Source organism: Hyphobacterium sp. (genome assembly GCF_965228115.1).
Taxonomy (GTDB): Bacteria; Pseudomonadota; Alphaproteobacteria; order Caulobacterales; family Maricaulaceae; genus Hyphobacterium.
Window position 1 is genome coordinate 1,883,850 of record NZ_OZ245794.1, and the last position, 26,995, is coordinate 1,910,844.

The window sequence follows — 26,995 nt, forward strand, 5'->3', positions numbered from 1 at the left end:
AAGTCTGCATTGACGGCTAGGTGAGAGCCCAATAACTATGCCCCTCCACAGCCCCTGTCTATCGGAGCCCTGACATGAGCGCGCCACTTCCGCCTGAAACCATCATTACGGATCAGCATCGCGTCTCCTGCGATGGCGGCGGTGGGGCGTTGGGCCATCCTAAAGTTTATTATGAGATCGACCGCGATACCGGTTATGTCGAGTGTGGATATTGTGACCGGCGTTTCGTCCTGAAAAACGGTCCGGCTGACAAAGCCGCATAAGCCTTTGGCCCGAAGCCGCGCGCAAAATATTGGCCTGGTCATTGGCGTTATTCTCGCCGTCGGCCTGCAATTCGTACCCATTCCGGAAGGCGTCAGCCGCGAAGCCTGGCTGCTCGCCTCGCTCGCCTTGATGATGGCGACCTGGTGGGCGACAGAAGCCATTCCGATTGCCGCAACGGCGTTGGTCCCGCTCGCTTTGTTTCCGCTGCTGGATATTCAATCAATTCGCGATACGGCCAGCCCCTATGCCAGCCCCATCGTGATGCTCCTGCTAGGCGGTTTTATCATCGCCTTGGCGGTCGAGCGCTGGAATCTACATACCCGGATTGCGTTGAATGTGGTGAAGATATTCGGCGGACGGCCTGCGCTGCTGGTCGGTGGCTTCATGACGGCGGCCGCGCTCTTGTCCATGTGGATTTCCAACACGGCCACCACCATCATGATGATCCCGATCGCACTGCGCGTGGCACAGGAAGTCGGCAAGGAAGGTCATGCCAGCCCGCACTTTCCCGTCGCCCTGGCGCTGGGGGTGGCTTATGCGGCCTCGGTTGGCGGGGTGGGTGTGTTCGTCGGCACGCCAACCAATCTGATCGCCATCGGCTTTCTGGAAGCAGAGTTTGGCCGCACGATTGATCCGCTCACCTGGTCGTTGATTGGCCTGCCGGCAGTGATGCTCTTCCTGCCGATCATGTGGTTCATCCTGACGCGCATAGCCTTCAAACTTAAAAGCAATGTCGATAGCGCTGCTGCCCGCCGGATCGTCCAGACGGATCTAAAGTCGCTGGGCAAGATCACCGCGCCAGAAGCGCGCGTCGCCATGCTCTTCGGCGTTGTGGCCGCGCTCTGGATGGGACAGGCCTATCTGTGGAATCCGCTGCTCGGCTGGGTCGGAACGACGCTCGACCTTTCGATAGAGCTGGGCGTCTCCAACACGCAAATCGCCATGATGGGCGCCCTTTTCGCCTTCCTCATTCCGGCCGGCGCGCAAGGCGCAGACAAGGGCCGGATGCTGATGGATTGGGAGGATACCGCCCGCCTCCCTTGGAATGTTATTGTGCTGTTTGGAGGCGGGCTGTCATTGGCCGCCGCGCTCACTTCTACCGGTTTGGCGGATTGGCTCGGCACGCAGATGAGCTTCCTCGCCGCCTTCCCGGCGCCCCTGCTAATTTTCTGCCTCGTCCTGATGGTAATTTTCCTGACCGAACTGACGTCCAACGTCGCGACCACATCGGCCTTCCTGCCGGTACTGGCTGCCATGGCCGCAGGAGCCGGCTTCCCGGCGGAACGCCTGATCGTGCCCGTCGCGATTGCGGCCAGCTTTGCCTTCATGCTGCCTGTCGCAACCGCGCCCAATGCGATTGTCTATGCCTCCGGCGCGGTCACGCAGGGCCAAATGATGAAGGCAGGCGTCCGTTTGAACCTTGCCGGGGCAGTCGTCATCGCCGCTTTGGGCGCCCTGCTGGGACCGGTGGTGTTTCCGGGATAGCCGGCTGATAATTGCCTGGAGTTGACCTCGGTATGGAGTGAAAGGCCGTCCGCGTTGCCAGATTTCTTGTTCGTGCTGGCCAGGCTTGGCGTTTATGCCTCCGGCCTTTGGCTCATCGCCGTCGCTGCACTGATGGCGTTTGCGCCGCACACGGCCCTGCGTGGGCTGGCCGCCATGGGCTCTACGCCTTCAATCCACTTTGGCGAGCATGCGCTGCGGGGCTTGGCGGGTCTGGCACTGGTTGGGGCGTCGGAGGCGTCGCGATTTCCGTCTGTTTTTCTCATTTTTGGCCTTTTCCTTGTACTCAGCTCGATCCTCATCATTGTTGCCCCTCGACGCTGGCATCATGCCTACGCAAACTTTTGGGCTCAGCGTTTGCCTGCCTGGTTGATCCGGTTGTTGTCCCTGCTCACCGCAGCTTCGGGGCTCGCCCTTATATGGGCGGCGGGCTAACCTTCCCCGGATTGAACCAATCCTGCATTACGGAGCCCCTTCATGGCCGTTACCCGCCCCGTCGACGAGACCTCCCATATCTATCTGATTGACGGGTCGGGCTATATTTTCCGCGCCTATCACGCGCTGCCACCGCTGACGCGTTCTGACGGCACGCCGGTCGGCGCGGTGCAAGGCTTCTGCAACATGCTGTGGAAGCTGCTGGAAGACCTGAAAGGCGAGGATGAGCCCAGTCATCTGGCGGTCATTTTTGATTATTCCGGCAAGTCTTTCCGCAATGATATCTATCCAGACTACAAGGCACATCGCCCGCCCGCGCCGGAAGATCTGGTGCCGCAATTTTCCATCATCCGGGATGCCACGCGTGCTTTCGGGACCCCCTGTATCGAGATGGAGGGATTTGAGGCCGATGATCTGATCGCCACCTATGCCCGTCAGGCTGAAGCCAAGGGCGCAAAAGTCACCATTGTCTCTTCGGACAAGGATCTGATGCAGCTGGTGGGTGATCGCGTCACCATGTTCGACACAATGAAGAACAAGCGCATCGACCCGGACGGCGTGGTCGAGAAGTTTGGTGTGGGCCCGGACAAAGTCATCGAAGTCCAGTCTTTGATGGGGGACTCAACCGACAATGTACCCGGTGTTCCCGGAATTGGCCCGAAAACCGCCAGCCAGCTGATCGAGGAATATGGCGATCTGGAAACGCTGCTATCGCGTGCCGAAGAGATCAAGCAGAACAAGCGCCGCGAAAACCTGATCGAATTTGCCGATGCCGCCCGCATTTCCAAGGAACTCGTCACCCTGAAAACCGACGTGCCGGTCGAAGAGGGGCTAGACGCGTTCGGCACCGAAGAACCTGACGCGGAGACACTTGTCGGCTTCCTCAAGGGCATGGAATTTCGGACCATCACTCGCCGCGTAGAAGAGGCGCTGGGCGCGCCAGCTGGTGATGAAACCGGCGATGCGACAGCCCCGATTGATCGCTCGAAATATGCGTGCGTAACAACGCTTGCCGATCTCGAAAAATGGATCGAGGCCAGCTATGCGGCCGGCGTTATTGCTGTCGACACGGAAACCGACCGCCTGTCCGCCGTGGCATCAAATTTGGTTGGCGTGTCCCTGGCCACCAGGCCGGGAGAGGCCTGCTACATCCCGCTCGACCATGGCACCGCCGGGGATTTGCTGGGCGGAGGCGAGCGCCCGGACCAGATCCCGATGGATGAGGCGATTGCTACGCTGAAACCGCTGCTGGAAAGCCCCGCGGTTCTGAAGGTCGGCCAGAACATCAAATACGATCTCGCCGTTCTGTCGCGCTCCGGCATCAATGTCGCGCCCTATGACGACACCATGTTGTTGTCCTACGTGCTGGAAAGCGGCCTGCATGGCCATGGCATGGATGCGCTGTCCGAATTGCATCTCGGCCATGCGCCCATGGCGTTCAAAGAAGTCTGCGGAACCGGCAAAAGCCAGATCAGCTTCGCCGAAGTGGATCTGCCCAAAGCGACCGAATACGCCGCTGAAGATGCCGATGTGACCCTGCGGCTGTGGGAAATCTTAAAACCCAGCGTGCCGGGCAAGGGCAAGGCGACCCTCTATGAAACCATCGAACGGCCCATGCCAAAGGTCTTGGCCGATATGGAACTGGCCGGTGTGAAGGTCGACAAGGCCCAGCTGGCGCGCCTGTCCTCTGATTTTGCTCAGAAAATGGCCGAGCATGAAGACCGCGCACACGAGCTGGCCGGGTCGAGATTCAATCTCGGCAGCCCCAAACAGCTGGGCGAAATCCTTTTTGATGAGATGGCGCTGCCCGGTGGCAAGAAAACCAAGACCGGTGCCTGGAAAACCGATGTCTCAGTGCTCGAGGGCCTCGCCAATGAAGGGCATGAACTGCCCAAAGCCGTGCTCAGCTGGCGCTCTGCCGCCAAGTTGAAATCGACCTATTCTGATGCGCTGGGCGAAGCCATCAACCCGGACACCGGCCGGGTACACACCTCTTTTGCTCTGGCTGCCACGACCACCGGTCGGCTGGCGTCGTCCGATCCGAACCTGATGAACATCCCGATCCGCACCGAGGAAGGCCGCAAGATCCGCGAAGCCTTCATCGCTGAACCGGGCAATGTGCTAGTGGCGGCTGATTATTCCCAGATCGAACTGCGCCTGCTGGCGCATATCGCGGATGTCACCGCCCTCAAAGACGCCTTCAAACGCGGCGATGATATTCACGCCATGACGGCGTCGGAAATGTTCGGCGTGCCGATTGAGGGTATGGACCCGATGGTCCGGCGGCAAGCCAAGGCAATCAATTTCGGGATTATCTACGGTATTTCAGCCTTCGGCCTGGCTAACAATCTCGGCATCGAACGCGATGAAGCCAGCGCTTTTATCAAGAAGTATTTTGAAAAGTTCCCGGGCGTCAAAACCTATATGGATGGCAAGCGCGAGGAGGTAAAAGCCAAAGGCTATGTCGAGACGATCTTTGGCCGCCGCGCGCACCTGCCCTCCATCAAGGATAAGAACCCGAATATGCGCCAGTTCGCCGAGCGTCAGGCGATCAACGCACCCATCCAGGGCTCGGCCGCCGACATCATCCGCCGCGCCATGATCCGCTTGCCGGACGCGATTGAACGCGCCGGTCTGGACGCGCGTATGCTGTTACAGGTGCATGACGAGCTGGTCTTTGAAGTACCGGAACATCAGGCAGAGGACCTGATTGGTCTGGCCAAGGAGGTGATGTCCGGCGCAGCCTTGCCCGCGCTGGATATTTCGGTTCCGCTGGAAGTCGATGCGAATGCCGGATCGCACTGGGGCGAAGCGCACTAGGCCCTGCCCTGTTTGATGATCGCCATCGTGCAGCGCGAGAGGCAGACCAGCTTGCCCTTTTCATTGGTAATGCGGATCGTCCAGACCTGAGAGGTGCGGCCCATCGTCTCATTCTTGGCCTCGCCATAAACCCAGCCTTCGCGGACGGGGCGGACATGATTGGCGTTGATCTCCATGCCAACAGCGGCATGGGTTTCCGGGTTTACGGTGCAGAATGCCCCGACCGAAGCCAGCGTTTCGGCGAGGGCGACAGATGCGCCGCCATGCAACAAACCAAAGGGCTGGTGTGTGCGGTGATCAACCGGCATTTTGCCCCGGACCCAGTTATCGCCGGCCTCGGTGATCTCAATGCCGATAGCATCCGCCATGGTTTGACGGTCTGAAAAATTCACCATTTCCAGCGGAAAACGTCCGCCATACCAGATGGCCGCCATGTCAGGCTCCATTACAATCTGGACGAGGATTTAGGCGGGCAGGTGGCCGATTACCAGCGCGCGATAAAGGAAACGGCGGCAAACTCCTCCGTTTCATCCCACTTGTCCGGGCCATAGCGATAGGCCCAGTCCCGGCGGACATAGGCAAAGGCCACGTCAGATTGTGGATTCAGACGATAAGCAATACCTGCCTGCGCATCGCCAATTGAGGTGTAGGGCGTGATATCAATCGCTTGAAGCGGCCGGCCCATGTCCTCGGCATCATAGATCAGGGCCTGCCGTTCGGCGGCTGCGAACAGGAACCAGCGCGAGTTTGGCCCCTCGCCATCGCCAATCCGCACCTGGGCGCCGACCCGCGCCTCGGTTCCCTCCGGGGTGACGGCGACACCGGCATAGGGCGTGACAATCGTATCTGCATCTTCTGCCACAACCGGCGCAGCGAGCCGCACGCTGGTTGTCACCCGCGGCTCATTGGCGGCCGATACGGGACGCTGAAAGGCGGCTTCCTGGGTGGTTTCGCCTTCGATCACCAGCGCGGCCGGCCCGGGCAGGTCTGCCAATGTAAACCGCGTCGCGCCCGAGCTGAAATCGCTGCCATAGGCATCTCGAACACTCATAATTGCGGTTGCGGTTCGGGCCGTTCCCTCGGAAACTTCAAAAGTCGAGCTTGTGTCAAAAGACGCCAGAACAGCGGCTTGCGGATCCCATCCAGGCTCCATTGAGCCGACAGGCCCGACCAGACCGATTAAAAGACCGGCCATGGCCACACATCCCGCAGAGAAGAATTCTGTCGAACGCCGCATCTGTTTCCCCTTAACCATAGGTTAACAGGTGTGAGCGGCGCCGTCACCCAAAAACACGCATGTCCCTGCTTCCCGTGAGGCGCGAAGCTGTTAGCATCATTGCACTTATTGGATTAATCCACGATAGATCGGAGACCCCCAATGGCCTTTATTGATCCCACCCGAGCGGCATTTGAGGGCTTCAAATCTTTGCCTCGTGATCACCCGATCGATATGCTGAACCTGATCCGGCTGCGGCAGAAAGCGGATTATCCGGATGGCCGCGATCTCTCCGGAGCAGATGCTTACGCGCTATATGGAAAGCAGAGCGCCCCGGTCTTTCAGCGAGTCGGCGGCAAAATTATCTGGCGCGGCAAACCACAAACCATGCTGATCGGACCAGAGGAGGGTCTATGGGATATCGCATTCATTGCGCGCTATCCAGATGCAAATGCCTTTTTACAAATGGTGACGGATCCGGCTTATCAGGCCGAAGCCGTTCCGCACCGTCAGGCAGCCATTCTGGACTCGCGTCTCATCCGGCACAAAGTTTCTCAAGGTAGCGATCAGTTCGGTTAGGTGGCCTTACTTGGGCCCCGCAAAGGGGTTCCGGGCTCCGCTCTGCAGACAGGACTCCAGCGCAGGCAAAGCTCGTGAGGAATTTGTCAACGCAAACTGGAAATCGGCCTGTTGCGCATTGATGTAGAGAACGTCTCCATAAATCAGGGCGTTTTCCAGCGTACTGTTTGGCACCCAGTCATAGTCAATCACCAGCGTTTCGGTCCCGTTCGCCCGCGCAGTTACGGACTGGCTGAAGCGATTGTCGATGCGCAGGGACAAAGAATACCGGTCATTCTCATTGAGATACCAGGCTTCATTCTGGAGTGCGATCCGGAAAGTGTCGCGGGAGCGGACAAAGCCCAGCTCGATCCCGCTGCGATAGGGAATGGAAACCGAGCACACATAGACACCTTCACTATTTCTTGCGCCGCGCAGCTCCCAACCATTGATATCAACCGGCCCGTAGGATTGTACGGCGGCCAGAATCAGAAGGCTCGTCAAACTCATTGGTATTCCCCCAGATTTCCCGCTGATGAGATTAAGACGGTCGGCAAGGGTTTTTAAAGCCCCTTTTTGCCAGGAAGCCGGGTCATGCCCGACTTACGGTGACACCTATTTGACCTGTGAGCCCGCACAGGCATAGTGAACACCGTTCACCGCTGGGGATTGAGAGATGGCGGAATCCGAAGTTGATGTTTTGATTGTCGGAGCGGGTGTCTCAGGCATTGGCATGGCGCACCATCTAACCGAGCGCTGCCCGGGTAAAACCTATCGCATTCTCGAAGCCCGCGATCAGATTGGCGGCACCTGGGACCTCTTCCGCTATCCGGGGATCCGGTCTGACAGTGACATGTACACGTTCGGTTATGCCTTCAAGCCCTGGGTGGATGGCAAGGTGTTTGCCGACGGTCCCGCCATCCGGAATTATCTAACCGAGACGGCTGAAGATGCCGGCATGATGCCGCATCTCAGATTCGGCAGGAAAGTTGTTTCTGCCGATTGGGATTCCGGTACCGCCCGGTGGACTGTGAAGGTCAGGGCCCCTGATGGTAACGAAGAGCATACCGCGAAATTCCTGTTTCTAGCGTCTGGCTATTATTCCTATGATCGGGGCTATCTTCCTGAATTTGAGAGCCTTGAGGATTTCAAAGGTGATTTTATCCACCCTCAGGAGTGGAATGAGGATTACGACTACACAGGCAAGAAGGTCATCATCATTGGTTCCGGGGCCACGGCAGTTACACTTTTGCCCGCCATGGCTGGCAGAGCGGCGCATGTCACCATGCTGCAGCGCTCACCTACCTATATTGCGGCCCGCCCCACAGTAGACCGGACGGCAAATTTCCTACGCAGGGTTCTGCCCGCAAAATGGGCGTATGGGATCACCCGGTATAAGAATATTTTCCAGACCATTCTGATTTTCCAGATGGCACAGCGTTTTCCGGAGTTTGTGAAAAAGGCTGTGATGAAGGAGGCTCAAAAAGCGCTGGGTCCCGATATCGATGTCGAGCAACATTTCGCGCCAGCCTACAAGCCTTGGGACCAGCGTTTTTGCGCGGCTCCGGATGGAGATTTCTTCGCACCCATTCGCGATGGCCAGGCTTCGGTTGTCACCGCGCAAATAGACCGGTTCACAGAAACCGGTATTCAACTGAAAACCGGTGAGCATCTAGAGGCCGACCTCGTCATTCCTGCAACAGGTCTGAACCTTCAGCTGATGGGTGGTATCCTGACGCGCGTGGATGGAAAGATGGTCAATGTGCCGGATCATGTCGTGTATCGCGGCATGATGGTCAGCGACATTCCCAACTTGGCCATGGCGTTTGGCTACACGAATGCCTCCTGGACGCTGAAGATCGATCTGACCTGTGAGCGGGTATGCCGGACCATCAATCATCTCGATAAGGTTGGGGCAGATTTTGCTGTCCCGATCGCGGATCCGGACATGCCGCGCGAACCTCTGAAGCTGCTCGATTCCGGTTATTTTCAGCGTGCCCGCGATCAATTGCCGATGCAGGGACCAAAAACGCCCTGGCAGGTTCATATGAATTATATCGCGGATATGATGGCCATTCGATTTGGGAAAATTGATGACGGCGCCATGCAGTTCATAACTGCGCGGGATCACGTATCTGAAACCCGCCTTCCCGAGGCCGCAGAATGAGCCGTCTGGATCTCGCCGGAAAAACGGCTGTGGTAACCGGGGCGGCCAGCGGTATCGGTGAAGCGCTGGCAAAAGCGCTGGCCGCACGTGGATGCCATCTGGCGTTGGCCGATATCAATGAAGACGGCCTCAACACAGTCGCGGAAGCCTTGCGTTCAAATGACCGACGGGTGACCGCCACGGTGCTGGATGTGTCTGACGCAGAAGCTGTGAGTACCTTTTCCGAAGAGGTCCGCAATACGCATGGCGAAGCCCAGCTCTTGTTCAATAATGCCGGTGTCGCGCTGGGCGGGTTCTTCGATCAGGTCACGCCGGAGCAATTCGATCGGGTGATCAATATCAACCTCAATGGCGTTGTGTGGATGACACGGGCTTTCCTGCCCTTGATGAAAGCATCCGGTGAGGGCCAGATTACCAATATCTCTTCCATTTTCGGCGTGATTGCCCCGGCGGGCCAGACGGCTTATAGCGCGGCCAAGTTCGGGGTGCGCGGCTTCTCTATGGCGCTGCGGCATGAGCTGATGGACACCTCCATTCGGGTGACAACCGTGCACCCCGGCGGCGTGGCCACGAACATCGCCAAAACCGCAGCCCGTGGCGTGGGCGTGTCTGATGAAGAGTTCGAGATCGGCAAGAAGGTTGCGGATCAATCTTTGGTTATGCCCCCGCCAAAAGCTGCCGAAATCATCCTGCGGGGGGTAGAGCGGCGCAAGCCCCGCGTCTTTGTTGGCCGTGATGCTCACGCGCTGATGTGGATGGAGCGCGTGTTGCCGACGCGATACTGGGCCCTCCTCCAATCGCGCCTGGATCCTTTGCGCAAGCCGGGCTAGCGCTATGCAGGCCAGCCTGACAATTCATTGGGCCGATGGCACATTATCCCATCGCGATTGCCCCCTCTGCAGCGCTGAAGGCCCTCATCCCCACAGGCTGACCGTATCGAAGCCCCGCCTCGATATTTTGGCAGACTATTTCAACTGTGAGTCCTGCGGCGGCCTGTTTGCTGACCCGTTCGCCTATCCGGACTATGGCGAGGACTACGGTGTTTCCGACTATCTCCGTTACTATCTGGAACTCGGCGCGGGGTTTGAAGCCATGGCGGCTCCGCTGGAACGCGTGCTGACGGCAGTGAGGCCGAAATCCTTTCTTGATGTCGGATGCGGCGTGCCGGTTATGGCCGGTTATCTTCAGCAGGCATTCGGGCTCGACGTGCAGGCGCTCGACCCATCAGAATATGCCCGTGAAGGCGGTGAAGCCCTCGGGGTTTCTGTCCTGCAGGGACATCTGGGCGATGACGTTCTGGCAAATCGGACATTCGACCTGGTCTTTGCCAGCGAAGTGGTCGAACACGCCGAAGATCCGCAAGACTTCCTGAACAGGCTTGCCGCTATGGTGTCGCCTGGCGGCATGGTGGTTATAACCACGCCTGATGCCGCTTGTGTGGAACCGGGCCTTGATGCGTTGACCACGCTCGCGATCGCCTGGCCGGACATTCACCATGTCTGCCATTCCAAACCCGGATTGGAAGCAGCCTTAACAAAGGCAGGATTCGCGTATTCTGAAGTCTTTTCTGAGGGCCACAGCCTTATTGCTTTTGCCTCCCGGGAAAAATTCTCACTTGGCGGGCCACCGGAGTCAAAATTGCCGGCCTATCTCGCTCAGCCCTTTTCGGGCCTGCCGGCTTTCGAGCGGGGCAATCTTTATCGGCGGTTGCAGAACGCCGTGGCTCACGGTCAATGGGACAGGGCGGCGAGCCTGACCTCGCGTCTCAAGCGGCGATTGAAGAAAGAATTCAGCCTCGAGTTTTCAGATGCAAAGAGCCTGGCGGACAAGATATTGGAGGGGGGTGGCGACCAATCATTGACGGCACTCCCGTATTTCGCACCGCTTTTGCCGTTCTATTTGGCTATGGTTGATTTTTTGGGTCCCGACCGGGATCTTGCGGCCGCGCGTCTTGGCTTGCAGGCGCAGATTTCACTCTGCGAAAAATTTCAGCACGACGACCCACTCTGGTGGAGCGAGCTTGGCCACATCTATTCACAAGCCCGCTTTAATCTCGGCATGGTCTGCATGATGCAGGAAAAATGGGGTGACGCCGAAATCGCGCTGTCACCTGCCGATCCGCCGGCCGGCTCTCTGGCGGCATATGGACGAAACGATCCTGTTCTGGCGCTGATGGCTGCCTGCCAGCGCGCGTTCGCAACCGCCAAGAACGGCGACAAAGCTGCGGGCTTCAGGCAAGCCGAAGAAGCCCGATCGCGCGCCGGCAGCTTGCCGGATCCGGCTGTGATTACGGGTCTGGCCGATACGATTCAAAGGCAGATAGAAGCGTTGTCTTAGGCCTTGGCGGCCGCATCCAGCGCTTGTTCGAGATCGGCAATCAGATCGCTGCCATCTTCAATACCGCAGGACAACCGCACCAGCCCGTCATCAATGCCAAGCGCGGCGCGCTTGTCCGCATCGACCGAGGCGTGGGTCATGATCGCCGGGTGTTCGACCAGCGATTCCACTCCGCCCAAACTTTCGGCGAGCGAAAAGATTTTCAGGGATTCCAGGAATTTCCGGGAGGCGGGAAGGCCGCCCTTGAGGGTCATCGTGATCATCCCGCCAAAACCGCGCATCTGCTTGGCGGCAATATTGTGCTGCGGATGGCTTTCCAGCCCCGGATAGATGACGCGATCGATTTCACTGCGCTGGGTCAGCCAGTCGGCAATGGTTTCAGCATTGGAGCAATGCCGATCCATGCGCACATGCAAGGTCTTCGTTGAGCGTAAAAGCAGGAAGCAATCCATCGGCGCCGGAACCGCGCCGACAGCGTTCTGGACATAATAAAGACGGTCTGCCAGCTCGCGATTTTTAACTACCAAAATTCCGCCGACCAAATCGGAATGCCCGCCCAGATATTTGGTGCAGGAATGCGAAACGATATCAGCCCCGAGCGCCAGCGGGTTCTGCAAATAGGGCGAAGCAAACGTATTATCCGCCACGCACAAAGCCCCGCCATCATGGGCGATCTGCGCCACCGCAGCGATGTCTATGACTTTCAGCGTCGGGTTCGTTGGCGTTTCCAGCCAGACCAGCTTGGTCTTGTTCGTCATGGCCGCGCGGGTGGCGTCCAGATTGGTCATGTCGACGCGCGAAAACTCTATGCCCAGCTGATTGAAGACATTGTTGAACATGCGGAAGGTGCCGCCATAAACATCATCGCACAGCAACACATGATCGCCCGTTTTTAGCAGGTGAATACAGGCCGCCAGGGAGGCCACGCCAGAGGCAAACGCAATGCCATGCTTGCCGCCTTCCAGGCTGGCAATATTGGCCTCAAGCGCGGTCCGGGTCGGGTTTGCGGACCGGGAATAGTCATAATTCTGGATGAACTCGCCCGGGCTCGTCTGCACATAGGTCGAGGTCTGGTAGATCGGCGTCATGATGGCGCCGGTCGACGGGTCGGGGGCCTGTCCGGCGTGGATCGCGCGTGTCGCAAAACCGTGATTGGACATGAGATTTCTCTTTTTTGCTTACTGGCCTTTCGAGGCCATGTGTTCGATCAGGTCAATGGGCGAAATGATGCCGGCGACCTTGCCATTATCGATGACAACCGCGACCTCGTCTTTTTCAAACAGGTAGAACAACTCTTCCAGCCGCGCTTTCGGATAGATCAGACCCGAAATCCGCTGGGCGGCTTGCTTTGCGGGCGAGGAGAGCTTCAGATCGCCATCGCGCAATCCGGCGAGAATGTCGGATTCATGTACAATAGAGGTCAGGCTGCCTCCATCAATTATGGGGATCTGCGAGACGCCATGTGTCCGCATAAGGCTAATGATTTCGGAGATTTTCTCGCCGGCTTCTGCGGTAATCGGTGCAAGATTTTTCTCTTTCAGCACATCCTCAACCAGGCCAAGGTCCGGCGCATCGCCCATGAAGCCATGCTGCTCCATCCATTCGTCCGAGAAAAACTTCGAGATGTAACGCGAGCCCGAGTCGCACAAGGTGACGACTATCGTCTTGTCCGGACCCAGTTCCTTGGCCAGCTTCACCGCGGCCGCGACAATGGACCCTGAAGACCCCCCGGCAAAAAGGCCCTCTTCGCGGACCAGCCGGCGGGCCATGTCAAAGGATTCCTTGTCATTGACCTGAACCATGTCATCAACGGCCGAGAAATCCATCGCATCGCAGGGAATATCCTCGCCAATGCCTTCAACCGCATAGACATAGGCGGTCGGTAATTTGCCGGTTTTGAACAAGTGATAGTGAACAGAGCCCAGAATATCCACGCCGACCACTTTCACATTCGGCGCGTGTTCTTTCAGATATCGCCCAACGCCTGAGACCGTTCCACCGGTTCCGGTTGCGCCCATGAAGACGTCAAATTTACCTCCGTCGGTTTGCTCGAAAATCTCTCGCCCCGTCGAGTGGTAATGCGCGTCGATGTTCCAGGCGGTGTGATACTGGTTCACATAAAAAGCGCCCGGTGTTTCCTCGGCAATCCGCTTGGCTGTGTTCACATAGTGATCCGGGCTATCGCCGGGCACATCTGTAGGCGTAATCACCACCTCGGCACCATAAGCCTTCATGGAGTCAATTTTTTCCCGGCTCATCTTGTCCGGCAGGGTGAAAATGCACTTATAGCCCTTCACCGCAGCTGCCATCGCCAGAGACTGACCGGTATTGCCGGATGTGTTTTCGACAATCACCCCACCCGGCTTCAACAGGCCTTCCTTCTCAGCCTGTTCGATGATGTAAGGCCCCATCCGGTCCTTGATGGAGCCTGATGGGTTCATGTATTCGCATTTGGCCAGAATGGTCGCCGCGCCTTCGGGAACCACCTTGTTCAACTTCACCAAGGGCGTATTGCCGATGGCGTCAATAATGTTGGGATAAACGCGCATGTAGGGCTCCCGGCGCTGAGGGCATAGTTGAGCCCCGTCCTATTTTGATGCCGTTTGAAAGTCCATCTTTGTGGCTGTTGCTCGTGCGCCTGTATCATTCCCCCAACTCTACCGACAAGCCATCTTGAAGCCCTGCCGCGAATGGCGTTCACTCCCGTAAATGCCCGATAGCGGCGAGCAGGGAGAACGTCATGTCAGAACGGGGACATTCCGGAACCGCACCAGCGCTTGTGCCGGTTCCAGACCATTACGAGCCGCATTCGCAAACCAGCCGCGCCCAATACGAAGAGCGCTATCGCCGATCGATAGAGGAACCGGACGCTTTCTGGATGGAGGAACTCCGCAGGCTCGACTGGGTCAAGACGCCAACGGAAATTTCCGACGTCAATTGGGACCCGGACAAGCTGTCGATCAAATGGTTCGCCGATGGCGTTCTGAATGTCTCTTATAATTGTATCGACCGGCATCTTGAGAAGCGTGGGAATGACGTCGCCCTGATCTGGGAAGGCGATAATCCCGGCCTCCACAGCGCCATCACCTATCGCCAGCTTCACAATCATGTCTGCCGCATGGCGAATGAGCTGAAACACATCGGTGTCAAAAAGGGTGATCGGGTGACGCTTTACATGCCGATGATCCCCGAAGCGATCTACGCCATGCTCGCCTGTACGCGGATCGGGGCAGTCCATTCGGTTGTGTTTGGTGGTTTTTCACCTGACGCATTGGCTGGGCGGATCAGCGATTGCGAGTCCGAATTCGTCATCACCGCGGATCAGGGCGTACGCGGCGCCAAGCCGATCCCGCTAAAAGACAATGTCGATAAAGCCATCGAGATTGCGGGCGGCGTAAAGGCGGTGCTTTGCGTGCGGCATACAGGCACCGATATCAACTGGGTCGAAGGCCGCGATTTCTGGCACCATGAGCTGGCCCTGGAGGTCAGCTCTGATTGCCCGCCCGAGCCGATGGAAGCCGAAGACCCGCTCTTTATTCTCTACACGTCCGGCTCCACCGGAAAACCCAAAGGCGTCATGCACACGACGGGCGGTTATCTGCTCTGGGCGGCGCTGACCTTTGACACCGTCTTTGAGGTGAAGCGAGGTGAAGTCTTCTGGTGCACGGCCGATATCGGCTGGGTGACGGGTCATACCTATCTGACCTACGGGCCGTTGGTGAATGGCGTGACAACGCTGGTGTTTGAAGGCATCCCGACCTATCCCGCCGCCGACCGTTTCTGGCGGGTTTGCGCCAAGCATCAGGTCAATGTGCTTTATACCGCCCCGACCGCTTTGCGCGCTCTGATGCGTGAAGGCGATGCGTGGGTTGAAGGGCATGATCTCTCCAGCCTGCGCCTGCTCGGGACGGTTGGTGAACCTATTAATCCAGAAGCCTGGTCCTGGTATCACCGCGTTGTTGGCGGTGGGCGCTGCCCGATCGTCGATACCTGGTGGCAGACGGAAACCGGCGGCTGCATGATTACGGCCTTGCCCGGGGCGCACGATCTGAAACCCGGCGCAGCCTCCAAGCCCATGTATGGGATCGAGCCGGCGCTGGTCGATAATGAGGGAAACTTCACTGAAGGCGAGGGCGAGATTTCAGGAAACCTTGTGCTCAAGCGCTCCTGGCCGGGCCAGATGCGGACCGTCTATGGCGATCATCAGCGTTTTGCCGAGACTTATTTTTCAACTTACCGCGGGCTTTATTTCACCGGCGACGGCGCGCGCCGGGATGAGGATGATTACTGGTGGATCACGGGCCGCGTCGATGATGTGCTGAATGTGTCTGGCCACAGGCTCGGAACGGCCGAGATCGAAAGTGCGCTCGTGGCACACCCTGATGTCGCTGAAGCTGCTGTCGTGGGCTATCCGCACGATATCAAGGGCCAGGGCGTCTATTGCTATGTCACGCTGAATGCCTGGCTTGAGCCGACCGAAGAGACGGACAAGGAATTGAAAGCCCATGTCCGCAAGGAGATCGGGCCCGTGGCGACCCCTGATATTATTCAGTTTGCGCCGTCCTTGCCGAAAACCCGCTCAGGCAAGATCATGCGGCGCATCCTCCGCAAGATCGCGGAGAATGATTTCGGCTCGCTGGGAGACACCTCGACCCTGGCCGAGCCCGGCGTGGTCGATGACCTGATTGCGAACCGGCCATCGACCTAGGGAAAAACCCCAGAATTCCTGTGTGCGTTAGCGCCGCAAGCGGTTTTGCTGGCGTTTTCAGGGCTTATGTGTAGGGAAACGCCAGATTTACTTCTGGAGACCTGCGCTATGCGCTTCATTCCTTATCTGATCGGCGTTTTCATGCTCTCGCCCCTCTTCATCTGGGCCGGGCTGTGGATGGCCTTTCCGGGCCCGAAACCGGGCATTACGGACGCGCCCCTGATCGCTTCGCTGATCGCGATTTCTATTCCGCTCGTTCTGTATCATTATGTGGCCGGCTTGGCCTTTGTTGCCAACTCCATGGAAAAGCACACCGGTGAAGTCCGGCCAAGATGGGCACCGGCACGCTGGTTCCAGGCGGCGATGGCGCCCCTGACGATACTCATCACGCTGGCGGCTGTGTTCTGGCTTCCCAGCCAGGAAATCGGCGCCGTTTATACCGCCCTTATTGGTGTGTGTGGCTTCGTCATCACCTTCGGTCTGATCAAGGCAGAAGGCGGCAAGGGCGCGCTGAATGTCCATGCCACACTAGCGGCGGCCGGCAATGCGACCGCCAATAGCATCAAATCGGGCACCTTGCGTCTGCCACTGGTCGGGGCGCTTTTGCGCGAGATTGACCGGAATCCTCACCGCGCCGCACCTTTCGTGCTGGCTAACCTGGCCCTTGGGACAGCCGTTTTTGTCTGGATTTTCGGATTTGTCGCCCTTGTGATTCCAGCCATGTTGGCGGTTCCGGTCGCCTTCTATCTCATGCTGACCCTCGCGACAGACTAACGCGCCAAACGCCCCTAGCGCATCGGCTCCACAAAGATAGAGTGGGACCGATGACAAGGGGACCGGCATGTTGAATTTTGCAAAGCCTGTACTGTTGCCTCTCTTTGCGGCGGCGGGTCTTGGCCTCGTGGCTTGCGGAGGGGCAAATACTGTAGAGACCGGCGGACCACAACCTGCCGACACAATGACGCTTCCGGTAGAATACCGGGTCGCGTTCATGTCTGGTCATGTGGAAGCCGGTCTGGCGCTCTATCGCGCCGGCGCACCGGACCAGGCCGCGCCCCACCTCTTGCACCCGGTCTCTGAGACCCACGCCGCTGAACGGGATGGCATAGATGCCCTTGGATTTCGGGCGGAGGTTTTCGAGCAGGTGTCCGAGGCGCAGGAAAGCGGCCGGCCCGCCTCCGAGATTGAACCTCTATTGGACGCCGCCGAAGCCAACCTGGCGCTTATGCGGGACAATGCAGGCGGAGATCAACGCGCTATTCTTTCCTATTTGATGGACGTTACCGAAGTAGAATATGCGATCGGTGTGACAGATGGTGCCGTGACAGATCCTGGGGAATATCAGGACGCTTATGGATTCAGCGTCGTCGCGCTGAATATAGCGCATTCGCTTGGCAATGAGGCCCTGATCGCCGAACTGGAAGCCCTCACCGGGCTCTGGCCGGAAACCGGCCCGCGCGCGGACTCAGTACCTACGCCGGTCGATGAACTCAATGCACAAATCGTGCGGGTTCGGGCGACGCTTTAGTCCAGCTGCCCCTACCTAATTGGCCATTTCCGCTTCAACTTCATCATGAGTGTCCTCAACGGACTTTTCTGGTCCCGGCGAGAGTAGGCTGACAACGACAATCGCAACAAAGCAGACGATGAAGCCCGGCACGATCGAATATAGCCAGTCATTCAGCGGCGTGAGGCCCGCCTCGGTCGGCATCAGCGGCACATAGGTCCAGATCAGAACGGTTGCCGTTCCGGTCACCATGCCGGCCAGAGCGCCCCAACGCGTCATCTTTTTCCAGAACAAGGAAAGAATCACAATCGGTCCGAAGGCGGCACCAAAACCGGCCCAGGCATTGGATACCAGTGTCAGCACATTGCTGTCAGGGTTCCAGGCGAGGGCAATTGCGACCAGAGCCACGGCAATGACGGCGGTACGCCCCACCATTACCAGTTCCTTCTGGCTCGCCCCCCGGCGCAGGAAAATTTTGTAGAAATCTTCGGTCAACGAGCTGGATGAGACGAGATCGTCGACATGATGGCGGCGAGGATCGCTGCCAGCAGGAAGCCACCGATAAACGGGTTGAAGAGAATTTGCGACAGCACAATGAAGATGGTCTCGCCGTCAAATTCGCCATCGACGAGATAGTTTTGCAGGATACCGTTTTGGTTTACCCAGGCCAATCCGATCAGGTCGGTTGCCATGGGCGGCTTTTTTCTGCGATGGCTTGAGCGGCAAAAGGCTGAGGCTAACCGCTCCTCCTCCGCGTTGGCAGCGTCGTCGATCTAAAGCGGCTCTTCGGGCGCAAGCTAGAGTTTCCGGAGGATCTGGCCGACGGCGAAATCCGCAATCAGCGGGTCAAAGACATGCTTGCCCAGCTGAATTGTCGCCCTTACTTCGCCCTGCCGAGCTGGGCCATCTCGTAACGCAAAACGCAGCACAAGTGACTGGCCCGCTTCGTACGCTTTTTCGCTCTAGGATTTAAAGCCCCAATCAGGCTAAAGTGCCCACGCAATAATTAGCGATCAAGCCGAAGTTTAGTGGCCCAAGGTGGGGATCAAAGCCTACGAGCCGGGACTTACGACCGCCTCAACACTGCGCTTGCCCGCATGACGCGATTACCCGCGATAAATTTCGACCGGCCTGCGCAAACAACTCGCGATCCTTGGATGTTGAAGCGATAATTATCGCCCCTTCCAGGGCAGCTACGGTGAAACCGGCAAAGCTCTTGTCTAGCCCGGGGTAATGTTTGGCAAAGAGCTCGGCCAGCCACTCGTGGTTCATCGCGAAGAACGCACTGGTCTTTTGCGTCATGGTAGGTGGCAGGCCAATCGACTCTGCACCAAGTATACCACAAAGGCAGATCGACTCGTCCAGGACCAGCGCTTGATCGTAAAGGCCAATGTAAGCGTCAATCGCAGCTGCCGGGTCGTCCGTTTCAATTTCATCAAGCGCCGCCTTAAACCGTTCCGTGTAAGCGTCGATTAGTGCTTCGCCCAAGTCAGCTTTTTTGGGGAAATGGTAGTGCACGCTCGCGCTTTTCACGCCGACGTCATTTGCCAATTCGCGAAAGCTCATCTCGGCGAATCCGAAAGCTCTCACACGTTTTTCAGCAGCCCGAAGCAACTGCTCTCGCATTCCGGTTGTCTTACTCATCATCTTTCTCACGACTCTTTACCTATCACTAGATAGGGGGTTGACGACCCAGAAAGCAAGACATAAATAGCGCGACACCTATCTACCGGTAGATAGAAATTCGATGGAAGCCATCTTAGAAAATGAAAGGAATAGAAAATGGCCTACCAAAACATCCAAAAACGCGTCCTGCTCGTGATGTCATCGCTCGACACGATGGGCATTTCCGGCAAGCAAACCGGCACCTGGTTTACTGAGCTTGCTGCACCCTATTACATCCTCACCGAGGCTGGGTTTGAAGTCGTCTTCGCTTCTCCCGATGGCGGCGAAGCGCCGATCGATCTGCTTTCGATGAAGGCGCCATACACAACTGAGTACACCGAGCGTTTTGCAGAGGACGACGTAGCTCTTTATGCCGCTCGCAACACTCGCCGCCTGCGCGACATCGACTATTCGACCTTTGATGCGGTGTTCATCCCGGGTGGTTATGGCCTCATCTGGGACCTCGCTTCAGATAGCCACCTAATTAAGCTGATCCGCGATTCCTATGAAAGCGATCGTCCGGTTGCAATGGTCTGCCACGCACCTGCTATTCTGCGCGATGTGAAACTGTCGACCGGCGAATATCTCGTCAACGGCAAGAGCCTTACCGGCTTCAAGAACGACGAAGACACCGAGGTTGAGCTGCTTCACCACCTGCTCTTCTCGCTCGAAGACGAACTTGTCGGCCGCGGCGCCAACTTCATCAAGAAAGCCAACTGGGAGCCAAACGTGGTTGTCGATGGCGCTCTGATGACTGGTCAAAGTCCAGCTTCGGCACCCCCTCTTGCTGAAGCACTGCGCGATACGCTGGCTGGCTAAGCCAAGCTTGGAACTGGGAGCGCCTCACGGCGCTTCCAGTCCGGAGTTCGAAAAAGGGCCCTTGTCATGTTGATAGACGCTGCACAGCGTGTTGATATTCTCGGAGGGAATGCTGCGGCAACCCCTGCAAGAGCTTTAAGGCTTTCGATCAGGCGGCGCTCGCTGATCATGCGATCACAAAAAAGCGCAAAGAGCGGATCGCCGTGGCCGCAACACTTAACGCTCAGCGACCGTATTGCATCCAGATCCACAGTACTGCCTCGCAAAATGCAGGCGTGAGCGAGGAACAACTCGCTAAAGTCACCTTCGTCGCAGCCACTCACCGCGCAGGTGGGGCCGTAACGCATCGCCGCCACCTGATCTCTGGGAAATCATAACGAATCCGGGTGACACGGCCGCAAGTGCTGGCGCCTTCCGGAAGTACCAAACAAGAATGTTGAAGGAGCCGAAAAGTTGTTGATCAATGCCAATTTAGACAGCCGCGCGATAGTTCATGTGGCTCAGGAACCCTGGATCGCGTCACCGATGCAAGGCGTCGATCGCCGAATGCTCGACCGGATCGGAGATGAAGTGGCGCGCGCTACGAGTATCGTGCGTTATGCCCCCGGTAGCTCCTTTTCCTCTCACACCCACACAGGGGGCGAAGAGTACTTCGTGCTTGATGGCGTGTTTCAGGACGAGCATGGAGATTTTCCAGCGGGCACCTATGTTCGCAATCCGCCGACTTCATCGCACTCACCCCGCTCGGACAATGGCGCGACGATTTGGGTCAAGCTGTGGCAGTTTGATCTCGCAGATCGGCATCAAATGTCGGTTGATTCCACCACACAAACTCCTGTTTGCATCGCCCGGGGTGTTTCTGAAATCAAGCTCTACGAAGACAATCGCGAGAATGTTCGGATTGAAATCTGGAACCCGCAAACTCCGATCAAAAACGATGACCATCTTGGGCTTGAATTACTGGTCCTTGAAGGCAGTTTCACTTTCGATGGCGAAGCATTCGAAAAGCACTCATGGCTCAGACTCCCACCGGGCGATAACTTTGCGGCAAAATCAGGACCTGATGGAGCACGGCTGCTGATCAAATCGGATCACTTGGCCGGCCCGCAATTGGCCTCAAAGGACAGGTCATGACCCACAAACCTGTCGCTCTTGTCGCCGGTGCTGGGCCGGGTTTAGGTCAATATTTGCTCCGCTTTCTGTCTGAGCATGGCTACAACGCATTTGGCTTCAACCGCAGCGTTCGGGCGAACTTTCATCAGACGGTCGTAGTTGACCTGGCTGACGAAAGGCGCGTGAAGGCGGCAGTTCGAGACATCCACTGTGCGGCGGGCGTACCCAGACTGGTCATTCACAATCCAGCGTCTTTGCTGATTGCACCGTTCGCTGAAACCAGCCCAGGCGAGTTTGAGAAGGTATGGCGCTCAATGGTGCTGTCGGCAGTGCATGTGGCGCGAGCGACGTTGCCCACCATGGCTGAGATGGGTGGCGGCACGTTCGTCGCTACTGGTGCTACTGCATCATTGCGCGGCGGGAAGAACTTCAGCGCCTTTGCTTCTGCCAAGTCAGCCCTTCGCACTCTAATGCAGTCTCTGGCCAAGGAGTATGGTCCTCAAGGTGTCCATGTCGCTCACGTAGTGCTCGATGGCATCCTCGATACGCGGGCGAGCCGCAAGCTTCACGGCCTAGAAGTCGAGCGCGTGCTCCAACTGAAAGATGTCGCCCTAGCCTATCTTTATATCGCAACCCAACCGCGGTCGGCTTGGTCGTTCGAAACCGATCTGCGACCGATGGGGGAGAATTTCTGATGCAAACTGATGTTCTCATCGTCGGCGGAGGCCTGTCTGGCCTTTCCCTCGCTGACCGCCTCGAACGCGATGGTCGCGACTGGCAATTGCTCGAAGCAAGTGATCGTCTCGGTGGACGCATATACTCCCTTGATATTCAGGGTCAAAAATTTGACTTGGGGCCAGCTTGGTTCTGGCATGGCCAACCCCGTATCGCTCAAATGATTGAGAGAGTTGGACTCAAGCCATTCGAGCAATACTCCAGTGGCGCAATCCAGATCCAGGATCGCAGTGGAGAGGTTCGGTCGCATCAAGGATTTTCGCCGATGCAGGGGTCAATGCGTTTAGGCGGAGGGATGGTAAGCCTTATTGAGGCGCTCGCAGGCATGCTTCCGGTAGACAGAATCCATCGGGATCACCCCGTCAGCCAACTCACAAAATCCGCCAACGGGATTGTTGCTCGCTTCGAACATGGCTCGATCCAAGCCAATCAAGCGGTTCTTGCCATTCCGCCGCGTCTTGCAGCAAGCACACTCAAATTTGAACCAGCACTGCCTGAAGCGGCAACCAAGGCAATGGCCGCGACTGCAACCTGGATGGCTGGGCAAGCAAAATTTATAGCTGCCTTCGACAGGCCGTTCTGGCGCGAGGCCGGATATTCTGGGGACGCCCTGAGCCAACGCGGTCCACTGGTAGAGATTCACGACGCGTCTCCAGCGGAAAACGGTCCATATGCATTGTTTGGATTTGTCGACGTGCCTGCAAATGTCCGCGCAGCCAATCGTGCGCGACTAGTGGAAATGGCTAAGGGGCAACTTGTCGATTTGTTCGGCGAAGAATTGAGCCATCCCTTGGAAGTAGCGCTGCAAGACTGGGCTCAGGTCTCGACAATTGCTACATTGGCCGATCGCAATGGCCCCGGTCATCATCCGACCTATGGCTATCCCTACAGTCTAAGGGACCTTTTCGACGGTCGGCTCATATTCGGTGCGAGCGAAATGGGAAACCAGTTTGGCGGATTTCTGGAAGGTGCAATAGAATCAGCAGAGCAGGCCCATGCACTCTTGCGCGAGCCCGCCAACCCAGGACGCAGCGGCGTAGTCAGTCCTTGGTGAAAAGAATGCCAGGTGACTCCCTTGGGCAGCGAAGAACCTGTTTTGAAGCTCGCAATTGGGACTACCGTGAATCCGGCGATCTGCTTGATGTACGAACAACGTGATTTGGAATGTCTTCAGCGGCACCACCGCTGGGTGTCATCGGCATGATCTATGAAAGCCTTCCGAATGTTGGTGCGGACGCTGGTGCGCTTGGCCTGAGATCCTGCAGTACTGTGATTCAGAGAGGTGGGTCAGTGAGCCTGAACTCAACGCGCGTGATTGTAGAATGCCTTGCCGAAGGGCTGCGGGCAGCGGACTTGCCGGAAGATTGTATCCAAACGGTCGATACGCCCGACCGCGATGCGGTAAGGGCGCCGCTGACAGCGGTCGGCTTGGTCAATCTTGTCATTCCGCAGGGTGGCAACGGGCAGACTCGTCCTTAGAAGTGTTCGGTTCCGTCAATTTCGAGTGTCGGTGAGACAGCCTTGAGCACATTTCATACGAGCGCAGCACTGAGCGCGCTTTATGCGAACATGGGAGCAGACGCCCACGTAATTGAAGGGCTCAACGGAAACTTTAGGGAAGTGGTGCCGCTTACGTGACTCGAACACGTGACCTACGCATTACGAATGCGTTGCTCTACCAGCTGAGCTAAAGCGGCGCCGGATTTAAGGCGGCGGAACCTAACCGCAAGCTTCAAAATCCGCAATATCCCAATTGCGCCTTTCTGAAGGCTAGGTCGGATCCGCCAGAATCGCTTTGATTTTGGTTGCCGCCGGGGCGGCCAGTTTCTCAAAAGATGGCGAAAGGGCTTCCAGCTCCGGACTGGCGGCAGCCGCGTCATTGGTCACCACCAGATCAGCCGACGCCTTGCCTGGTTCGGTATGGGCCAGATGCATGGGCCGCACCGTGCGTAGATATTGTGTCACCACCGATTCCAGGCTGCGACCCCGCTCGCGTACATCCCGCAACAGCCGCCGGGCGAGACGGATATCCGAGGGCGCGTCGACATAGATCGAAAAGTCATAGAGATCGCGTAGGTCCGGATCGGCGAGCACGTGAATGCCCTCGACGATTATGATATCGGCCGGCTTGATATCGCGGGTCGTTTCCAATCGGCGGTGAGTGACGAAATCATACATGGGGGCCTTTATCGCCTTGCCGGATTTCAGCGTTTGCAGTTGTTTCGCCATCAATTCATGATCGTGCGCCGTAACATCATCAAAATTAAAGCGCGCTGGATCAAAGCCCGGTTCATCCGCATGATCGCCATAATACTCATCTTCCGCGATCAGCCGGGTTTCATAAGGCTGCAACAGGCGGCGCAGCGCATCGGCATAGGTCGTTTTACCGGAGGCGGACCCGCCGGTGATGCCAACAATGATGGAGCTCATTTCTCATCCTCACCAACGCCGGGGTCATCGGGAGGCCGCGGCGCGTCGTAAAAGTCCGGAGACTCACCGGCTTTCCGGGCGGGTTTTGGCGCTTCCAGCAAGGCGTTCTCCGGTACGGCGCCAGCTGCCAGCTCAAACCGCTCATAGCGCGGATGGGTCAACCGTCCTTCATCGCCATAAACATAGACCATACGCTTCCAGTCTTCCGGCGAGTAGGCAAAAGCGCGGCCATCCCCGTCAATGTCCGACCAGTCGGCCTCGCCAGGCGCATGAGAGGCGCGCGTCATCCAGCGGCGGGCTTCTGCGTCATTATCTTCTTGCCGGGCCAGCCGGGCGGCCAGCGCACAAAGCCGCGCAGACGGCGTGCCCATGTTCAACAAGGGCTCTAGCGCTGATCGTGCCGCCCCGGCCTGGGATTCATCCAGTGCCGTTTCTGCCAGAAGAAGCTTCGATTCCCGATGATCGGGGCGCAGCGTCACCAGCTGGCGCAAGCGCTCGGCGCGTTTGGCCTTGGTGTCGGATTTGCGCAAATCGCCCAGCGCACGCGCCAATGCAGGATGAGGCACCTGCAGCCAGGCCGCCTTGATCATGTCTTCGGCTTTTTTGTGCTTGCGGGCCGGGGCGAGCAGGCGCGCAGCCAGCACGACTGCGGGGGCAAACCCCCGCGAGGCCGTAACGGCTTTCTCCGCCAGAGCCCGCGCTTCGGCCGGTTCGCTGGATTCTTTTTCCTGAGCCTGGGCCGTCAGCAGAACCGCCCGCCTCCGGCTGGCCTGATCCGTCGGGATGCGCCGCCGCTTTTCCCCTTCGGACAGGGTTTCCAGAGCGGCTTGCCAGTCACCCTGGGCCACCTGCGCATCAAACAGCGCATCAAAGGCCCAACCCGCAGAGCGAGAGGCTTCAAAGGCCGCCTTGGCGTGTTCGGCGGCCTCGCCATGGGCGCCGCGGCCATAAGCAATCTGGGCCAGGCCACGTTGCGCGACGAGGCGGGATTTGGGATCCTCCAGCATCGCTTCATAGTGGGCTTCTGCGCCCGGTAAATTTCCCGCGGCCTCTGCTGCTCTTGCTGCCAGCAGGCGCGACAGGGCAGGCCGGTCAAGCAGGGCATCAGCTCTTGCGGCTTGCCGGACAGCCACCTCGCCCTCTCCGGCAGCGGCGGCGATCAGCGCATTTTCCAGCGCATCAAAGCCTTTTTCCTTGCGGCGCCGTGTCTGGAACCTCGTGAAACGGTCGGGGGCTGTCCAAAGAATAAAAATTCCCCAGACCACAACGAACAAAAAGAAAGTTCCCAACAACAAAACGGCTAGCGCGAGCGCAAAGTGCATTCGCCATTGAGCGCCTAGAAAGTCAATTTCAACGGAGCCCGGATTCAAGGTCAGAAACCATGTAAGCGCACAAGCGGCAATGATTGCGGCAACAACGAAGATGAGGCGGATCATGTTGGATCAGCTCCTTGTGCCGCGGCCTCTTCGGTCAGAGCATTGCGGAGCTCTGCGAGCGCACCATTTACCGCAAGCCGGGCCTGCGCCTGAACCAGCCAGGCCTGCGCAGCCGCTAAAGCCTCACCGTCCAGCTGTTCAGTGAGCTGCACCGCTGAAGCCAGATCGCCCTCGTCCAGCTGCTCGGTCGCCAGTGCCACAATTGCCAGCGGGCTCGTTTCACTGCCCTCACTCGGACGCACTTCGATCAGGCCAAAGAACACCCGATTGGTACCGATGGCATTCTCGATCGCATCGCGCGGATAGGATTGGGCCAGATTGTCTTTCGTAGGGATGCCGGAGCGGGCATGGTTGGCCAGCGCTGTGAGCGCCGGGTGGTTGCGCCACAACCGGGAAAGAGCCGCACGTTCCGCTTCAAAGGACTGGCTTGTACCAGCGGCCTCCACCAGAGCCACTAAAGCGAGGGATCGGGCGGCCAGCTCGCGGCCCTCACTGCCGCTGGCGGCTTGCTGGGTAAGCCCCTGAGAAAGCGATGCTTCAAGGGCAGCCATCCGAGCTTCAATCGCGGACAGATCAGGCGCGGGTGTTTCTGCCGTTTCAAGTGCCAACAGCCTTTCCTCGAGCAGGCTGGGGTAAAATAAGTCCGGATCAGCCCGGGTTTCAAGCGCCTCCAGCCGGGCTTCGATGCCCGTCAGATCAACCGATCCGCTGTCTGCCAATGGCCCGGATTCCAGTGCAATTATGCGGGCCTCAAGAGCGGCCAGCGCTTCATGGCTCCTACCGGATTCGCTGTCATCATCTGCCTCATCCAGCGCAGCGATTTCCTCTTCCAGCCGGGTTAGACCTGCTTCCAGCGCGATCACACGCACCGGAACGGTTGGATCACCGCCGGCCTCGATGCCACCCGCTTCCAGAGCGGCAAGGCGCTCCTCTATGGCTGATAGATCTACCGAAACGGAATCGGATACCGGGGCAGATTCCAGAGTCGCTAAGCGGCTTTCCAGATCCGAGGCATCAAAAGCCGCAGGTGGCTCCGTGTCCTCCAGCGCGGCTAATCTTGCTTCTAAGGGCGACAGATCAACACTTGCAGACTGCTGCGGGCCATATTGCCAGAACAACCAGGCCCCGCCCGCCACCCCGACAATCACGGCGATCAGAAAGATAATTATATAGACCGAAATGCCGCCCCGCTTTTGCGGGCGGTCATCCTCGCTGCTGTCATCAGCAGGTTCAAATTCGGCATCAACCGGTTCGGGATCTTCTGTGTCGCTCATACCGTTTC

At 57.9% G+C, this 26,995-nt stretch carries 25 protein-coding genes, 1 tRNA gene and 2 pseudogenes; 17 read left to right on the forward strand and 11 right to left on the reverse strand.

The window, feature by feature from the left end; genetic code table 11:
• Positions 1 to 74: 74 nt before the first annotated feature.
• Genes ACO079_RS09810 through polA form a run of 4 tightly spaced genes read left to right on the forward strand, consistent with a single transcriptional unit; the run spans position 75 to position 5,022 of the window.
• Positions 75 to 263: a zinc-finger domain-containing protein gene (locus tag ACO079_RS09810; RefSeq protein ID WP_421789588.1), complete on the forward strand. Its 189-nt coding sequence runs from the start codon at positions 75 to 77 to the stop codon at positions 261 to 263.
• A gap of 4 nt (positions 264 to 267) precedes the next feature.
• Complete coding sequence (locus ACO079_RS09815; protein ID WP_421789590.1) at positions 268 to 1,749, forward strand: SLC13 family permease; 1,482 nt, start codon at positions 268 to 270, stop codon at positions 1,747 to 1,749.
• Between the two features lie 54 nt (positions 1,750 to 1,803).
• Complete coding sequence (locus ACO079_RS09820; protein WP_421789592.1) at positions 1,804 to 2,202, forward strand: hypothetical protein; 399 nt, start codon at positions 1,804 to 1,806, stop codon at positions 2,200 to 2,202.
• Between the two features lie 42 nt (positions 2,203 to 2,244).
• Positions 2,245 to 5,022 (forward strand): DNA polymerase I, encoded by a 2,778-nt coding sequence (gene polA, locus ACO079_RS09825; protein ID WP_421789594.1) that lies wholly within the window; start codon positions 2,245 to 2,247, stop codon positions 5,020 to 5,022.
• On the opposite strand, the gene ACO079_RS09830 is transcribed toward polA, so the two are convergent.
• Together ACO079_RS09830 and ACO079_RS09835 are read right to left on the reverse strand one after the other, a co-directional pair.
• Complete coding sequence (locus ACO079_RS09830; protein ID WP_421789596.1) at positions 5,019 to 5,456, reverse strand: hotdog fold thioesterase; 438 nt, start codon at positions 5,454 to 5,456, stop codon at positions 5,019 to 5,021. The two genes, polA and ACO079_RS09830, sit on opposite strands and share 4 nt — an antisense overlap.
• A 50-nt stretch (positions 5,457 to 5,506) precedes the next feature.
• Positions 5,507 to 6,259: a hypothetical protein gene (locus tag ACO079_RS09835; protein WP_421789598.1), complete on the reverse strand. Its 753-nt coding sequence runs from the start codon at positions 6,257 to 6,259 to the stop codon at positions 5,507 to 5,509.
• Between the two features lie 141 nt (positions 6,260 to 6,400).
• Between ACO079_RS09835 and ACO079_RS09840 the strand changes: the two genes are divergently transcribed.
• Entirely contained in the window at positions 6,401 to 6,817 is a 417-nt protein-coding gene (locus tag ACO079_RS09840) for a DUF1330 domain-containing protein (RefSeq protein ID WP_421789600.1), read from the forward strand.
• A 6-nt stretch (positions 6,818 to 6,823) separates the two neighbouring features.
• Here the strand turns inward: ACO079_RS09840 and ACO079_RS09845 are convergent, their stop codons facing one another.
• Positions 6,824 to 7,306 (reverse strand): hypothetical protein, encoded by a 483-nt coding sequence (locus ACO079_RS09845; RefSeq protein WP_421789602.1) that lies wholly within the window; start codon positions 7,304 to 7,306, stop codon positions 6,824 to 6,826.
• Positions 7,307 to 7,472: 166 nt separating this feature from the next.
• Between ACO079_RS09845 and ACO079_RS09850 the strand changes: the two genes are divergently transcribed.
• From ACO079_RS09850 to ACO079_RS09860, 3 genes are all read left to right on the forward strand, one after another.
• The gene (locus ACO079_RS09850; RefSeq protein ID WP_421789604.1) at positions 7,473 to 8,963 is read left to right on the forward strand and encodes a flavin-containing monooxygenase; all 1,491 of its coding nucleotides are present in this window, start codon (positions 7,473 to 7,475) and stop codon (positions 8,961 to 8,963) included.
• A complete protein-coding gene (locus ACO079_RS09855) occupies positions 8,960 to 9,793 on the forward strand; it encodes an SDR family NAD(P)-dependent oxidoreductase (protein WP_421789606.1) in 834 nt (277 codons plus the stop codon). Before ACO079_RS09850 ends, ACO079_RS09855 begins: the two co-directional genes overlap by 4 nt.
• Positions 9,794 to 9,920: 127 nt before the next feature.
• Positions 9,921 to 11,300, forward strand: coding sequence for a class I SAM-dependent methyltransferase (locus ACO079_RS09860; protein ID WP_421789608.1), 1,380 nt, complete (start codon positions 9,921 to 9,923; stop codon positions 11,298 to 11,300).
• On the opposite strand, the gene ACO079_RS09865 is transcribed toward ACO079_RS09860, so the two are convergent.
• Both ACO079_RS09865 and ACO079_RS09870 read right to left on the reverse strand, forming a co-directional pair.
• Positions 11,297 to 12,460, reverse strand: coding sequence for a cystathionine gamma-synthase (locus ACO079_RS09865; RefSeq protein WP_421789610.1), 1,164 nt, complete (start codon positions 12,458 to 12,460; stop codon positions 11,297 to 11,299). The genes ACO079_RS09860 and ACO079_RS09865 overlap by 4 nt on opposite strands.
• Before the next feature lie 18 nt (positions 12,461 to 12,478).
• The gene (locus ACO079_RS09870) at positions 12,479 to 13,849 is read right to left on the reverse strand and encodes a pyridoxal-phosphate dependent enzyme (RefSeq protein WP_421789612.1); all 1,371 of its coding nucleotides are present in this window, start codon (positions 13,847 to 13,849) and stop codon (positions 12,479 to 12,481) included.
• Positions 13,850 to 14,040: 191 nt separating this feature from the next.
• Between ACO079_RS09870 and acs the strand changes: the two genes are divergently transcribed.
• The 3 genes from acs to ACO079_RS09885 all read left to right on the forward strand — a co-directional run bounded on the left by acs (position 14,041) and on the right by ACO079_RS09885 (position 17,536).
• Positions 14,041 to 16,008 carry an acetate--CoA ligase gene (gene acs / locus ACO079_RS09875; protein WP_421789614.1) on the forward strand — a complete coding sequence of 656 codons (1,968 nt, stop codon included), beginning with the start codon at positions 14,041 to 14,043 and terminating at the stop codon, positions 16,006 to 16,008.
• Positions 16,009 to 16,116: 108 nt separating this feature from the next.
• On the forward strand, positions 16,117 to 16,782 hold the full coding sequence (locus tag ACO079_RS09880) for a hypothetical protein (protein ID WP_421789616.1): 666 nt from the start codon (positions 16,117 to 16,119) through the stop codon (positions 16,780 to 16,782).
• Between the two features lie 67 nt (positions 16,783 to 16,849).
• Positions 16,850 to 17,536 (forward strand): hypothetical protein, encoded by a 687-nt coding sequence (locus tag ACO079_RS09885; RefSeq protein ID WP_421789618.1) that lies wholly within the window; start codon positions 16,850 to 16,852, stop codon positions 17,534 to 17,536.
• Positions 17,537 to 17,551: 15 nt separating this feature from the next.
• Here ACO079_RS09885 and ACO079_RS09890 read toward each other — a convergent pair.
• Positions 17,552 to 18,207: pseudogene (locus ACO079_RS09890) on the reverse strand (sodium:solute symporter family transporter); the annotation flags it as partial.
• 385 nt (positions 18,208 to 18,592) lie between these two features.
• Positions 18,593 to 19,159, reverse strand: coding sequence for a TetR/AcrR family transcriptional regulator (locus ACO079_RS09895; RefSeq protein WP_421789620.1), 567 nt, complete (start codon positions 19,157 to 19,159; stop codon positions 18,593 to 18,595).
• Positions 19,160 to 19,297: 138 nt separating this feature from the next.
• Between ACO079_RS09895 and ACO079_RS09900 the strand changes: the two genes are divergently transcribed.
• The 6 genes and pseudogenes from ACO079_RS09900 to proA form a co-directional block, all read left to right on the forward strand.
• Positions 19,298 to 19,999: a type 1 glutamine amidotransferase domain-containing protein gene (locus tag ACO079_RS09900; protein ID WP_421789622.1), complete on the forward strand. Its 702-nt coding sequence runs from the start codon at positions 19,298 to 19,300 to the stop codon at positions 19,997 to 19,999.
• A gap of 173 nt (positions 20,000 to 20,172) precedes the next feature.
• On the forward strand, positions 20,173 to 20,376 hold the full coding sequence (locus tag ACO079_RS09905; protein ID WP_421792942.1) for a carboxymuconolactone decarboxylase family protein: 204 nt from the start codon (positions 20,173 to 20,175) through the stop codon (positions 20,374 to 20,376).
• Positions 20,377 to 20,452: 76 nt separating this feature from the next.
• Positions 20,453 to 21,133, forward strand: coding sequence for a cupin domain-containing protein (locus tag ACO079_RS09910; protein WP_421789623.1), 681 nt, complete (start codon positions 20,453 to 20,455; stop codon positions 21,131 to 21,133).
• Positions 21,130 to 21,807, forward strand: coding sequence for an SDR family NAD(P)-dependent oxidoreductase (locus ACO079_RS09915; protein WP_421789625.1), 678 nt, complete (start codon positions 21,130 to 21,132; stop codon positions 21,805 to 21,807). Before ACO079_RS09910 ends, ACO079_RS09915 begins: the two co-directional genes overlap by 4 nt.
• Positions 21,807 to 22,901 (forward strand): flavin monoamine oxidase family protein, encoded by a 1,095-nt coding sequence (locus ACO079_RS09920; protein ID WP_421789627.1) that lies wholly within the window; start codon positions 21,807 to 21,809, stop codon positions 22,899 to 22,901. The genes ACO079_RS09915 and ACO079_RS09920 overlap by 1 nt, the downstream gene beginning before the upstream one ends.
• 122 nt (positions 22,902 to 23,023) lie before the next feature.
• Positions 23,024 to 23,311: pseudogene (gene proA / locus ACO079_RS09925) on the forward strand (gamma-glutamyl-phosphate reductase); the annotation flags it as partial.
• Between the two features lie 157 nt (positions 23,312 to 23,468).
• Here the strand turns inward: proA and ACO079_RS09930 are convergent.
• The 4 genes from ACO079_RS09930 to ACO079_RS09945 form a co-directional block, all read right to left on the reverse strand.
• Positions 23,469 to 23,544: transfer RNA gene (locus ACO079_RS09930), tRNA-Thr, on the reverse strand.
• A 73-nt stretch (positions 23,545 to 23,617) separates the two neighbouring features.
• Positions 23,618 to 24,277, reverse strand: a complete 660-nt coding sequence (udk, locus tag ACO079_RS09935; protein WP_421789629.1) for a uridine kinase — start codon at positions 24,275 to 24,277, stop codon at positions 23,618 to 23,620.
• Entirely contained in the window at positions 24,274 to 25,713 is a 1,440-nt protein-coding gene (locus tag ACO079_RS09940) for a heme biosynthesis protein HemY (protein WP_421789631.1), read from the reverse strand. Before ACO079_RS09940 ends, udk begins: the two co-directional genes overlap by 4 nt.
• Complete coding sequence (locus ACO079_RS09945; RefSeq protein ID WP_421789633.1) at positions 25,710 to 26,987, reverse strand: hypothetical protein; 1,278 nt, start codon at positions 26,985 to 26,987, stop codon at positions 25,710 to 25,712. The genes ACO079_RS09940 and ACO079_RS09945 overlap by 4 nt, the downstream gene beginning before the upstream one ends.
• Positions 26,988 to 26,995: the final 8 nt, after the last annotated feature.

Coding starts and splice junctions, on each gene's coding strand:
- ACO079_RS09915 (WP_421789625.1), top strand. CDS start 21,130: ATGACCCACAAACCTGTCGCTCTTGTCGCCGGTGCTGGGCCGGGTTTA.
- ACO079_RS09900 (WP_421789622.1), top strand. CDS start 19,298: ATGGCCTACCAAAACATCCAAAAACGCGTCCTGCTCGTGATGTCATCG.
- ACO079_RS09855 (WP_421789606.1), top strand. CDS start 8,960: ATGAGCCGTCTGGATCTCGCCGGAAAAACGGCTGTGGTAACCGGGGCG.
- ACO079_RS09885 (WP_421789618.1), top strand. CDS start 16,850: ATGTTGAATTTTGCAAAGCCTGTACTGTTGCCTCTCTTTGCGGCGGCG.
- ACO079_RS09810 (WP_421789588.1), top strand. CDS start 75: ATGAGCGCGCCACTTCCGCCTGAAACCATCATTACGGATCAGCATCGC.
- ACO079_RS09945 (WP_421789633.1), bottom strand. CDS start 26,987: ATGAGCGACACAGAAGATCCCGAACCGGTTGATGCCGAATTTGAACCT.
- ACO079_RS09865 (WP_421789610.1), bottom strand. CDS start 12,460: ATGTCCAATCACGGTTTTGCGACACGCGCGATCCACGCCGGACAGGCC.
- ACO079_RS09920 (WP_421789627.1), top strand. CDS start 21,807: ATGCAAACTGATGTTCTCATCGTCGGCGGAGGCCTGTCTGGCCTTTCC.
- polA (WP_421789594.1), top strand. CDS start 2,245: ATGGCCGTTACCCGCCCCGTCGACGAGACCTCCCATATCTATCTGATT.
- ACO079_RS09870 (WP_421789612.1), bottom strand. CDS start 13,849: ATGCGCGTTTATCCCAACATTATTGACGCCATCGGCAATACGCCCTTG.
- ACO079_RS09840 (WP_421789600.1), top strand. CDS start 6,401: ATGGCCTTTATTGATCCCACCCGAGCGGCATTTGAGGGCTTCAAATCT.
- ACO079_RS09940 (WP_421789631.1), bottom strand. CDS start 25,713: ATGATCCGCCTCATCTTCGTTGTTGCCGCAATCATTGCCGCTTGTGCG.
- ACO079_RS09895 (WP_421789620.1), bottom strand. CDS start 19,159: ATGAGTAAGACAACCGGAATGCGAGAGCAGTTGCTTCGGGCTGCTGAA.
- ACO079_RS09835 (WP_421789598.1), bottom strand. CDS start 6,259: ATGCGGCGTTCGACAGAATTCTTCTCTGCGGGATGTGTGGCCATGGCC.
- ACO079_RS09880 (WP_421789616.1), top strand. CDS start 16,117: ATGCGCTTCATTCCTTATCTGATCGGCGTTTTCATGCTCTCGCCCCTC.
- udk (WP_421789629.1), bottom strand. CDS start 24,277: ATGAGCTCCATCATTGTTGGCATCACCGGCGGGTCCGCCTCCGGTAAA.
- ACO079_RS09845 (WP_421789602.1), bottom strand. CDS start 7,306: ATGAGTTTGACGAGCCTTCTGATTCTGGCCGCCGTACAATCCTACGGG.
- acs (WP_421789614.1), top strand. CDS start 14,041: ATGTCAGAACGGGGACATTCCGGAACCGCACCAGCGCTTGTGCCGGTT.
- ACO079_RS09850 (WP_421789604.1), top strand. CDS start 7,473: ATGGCGGAATCCGAAGTTGATGTTTTGATTGTCGGAGCGGGTGTCTCA.
- ACO079_RS09830 (WP_421789596.1), bottom strand. CDS start 5,456: ATGGCGGCCATCTGGTATGGCGGACGTTTTCCGCTGGAAATGGTGAAT.